A 245-nucleotide genomic window follows, 5' to 3' on the forward strand; every position below is an offset into this window, starting at 1 on the left:
CATCAGTCAGGTTCAAGCAGGCGATGAAATCCTCGCCTTTGACGCGGCCACTGGCCGCAACGTCCCAGGCCAGGTGGTGGAGACTTTCACGCATGAGGACGTGGCTGTACTCGAACTGGAAACCTCAGCAGGCAAGGTAGAAACCACTGCCACCCACCCGTTCTATGTGGAAGGCAAGGGCTACACCCCCGCCCAAGACCTACGCGCAGGCGATCTCCTACGCACCCCGACAGGCCAGCGGGTAG

The 245-nt window shown here is 61.2% G+C and carries 1 protein-coding gene; it reads left to right on the forward strand.

What is annotated here, in order from left to right:
* Position 1: 1 nt before the first annotated feature.
* Positions 2-245, forward strand: a 244-nt coding sequence (locus tag EII11_RS11030; RefSeq protein WP_420820459.1) for a polymorphic toxin-type HINT domain-containing protein, incomplete at its 3' end; no start/stop codon positions are given.

Source organism: Schaalia canis (assembly GCF_003858455.1).
Classification (GTDB): domain Bacteria; phylum Actinomycetota; class Actinomycetes; order Actinomycetales; family Actinomycetaceae; genus Pauljensenia; species Pauljensenia canis.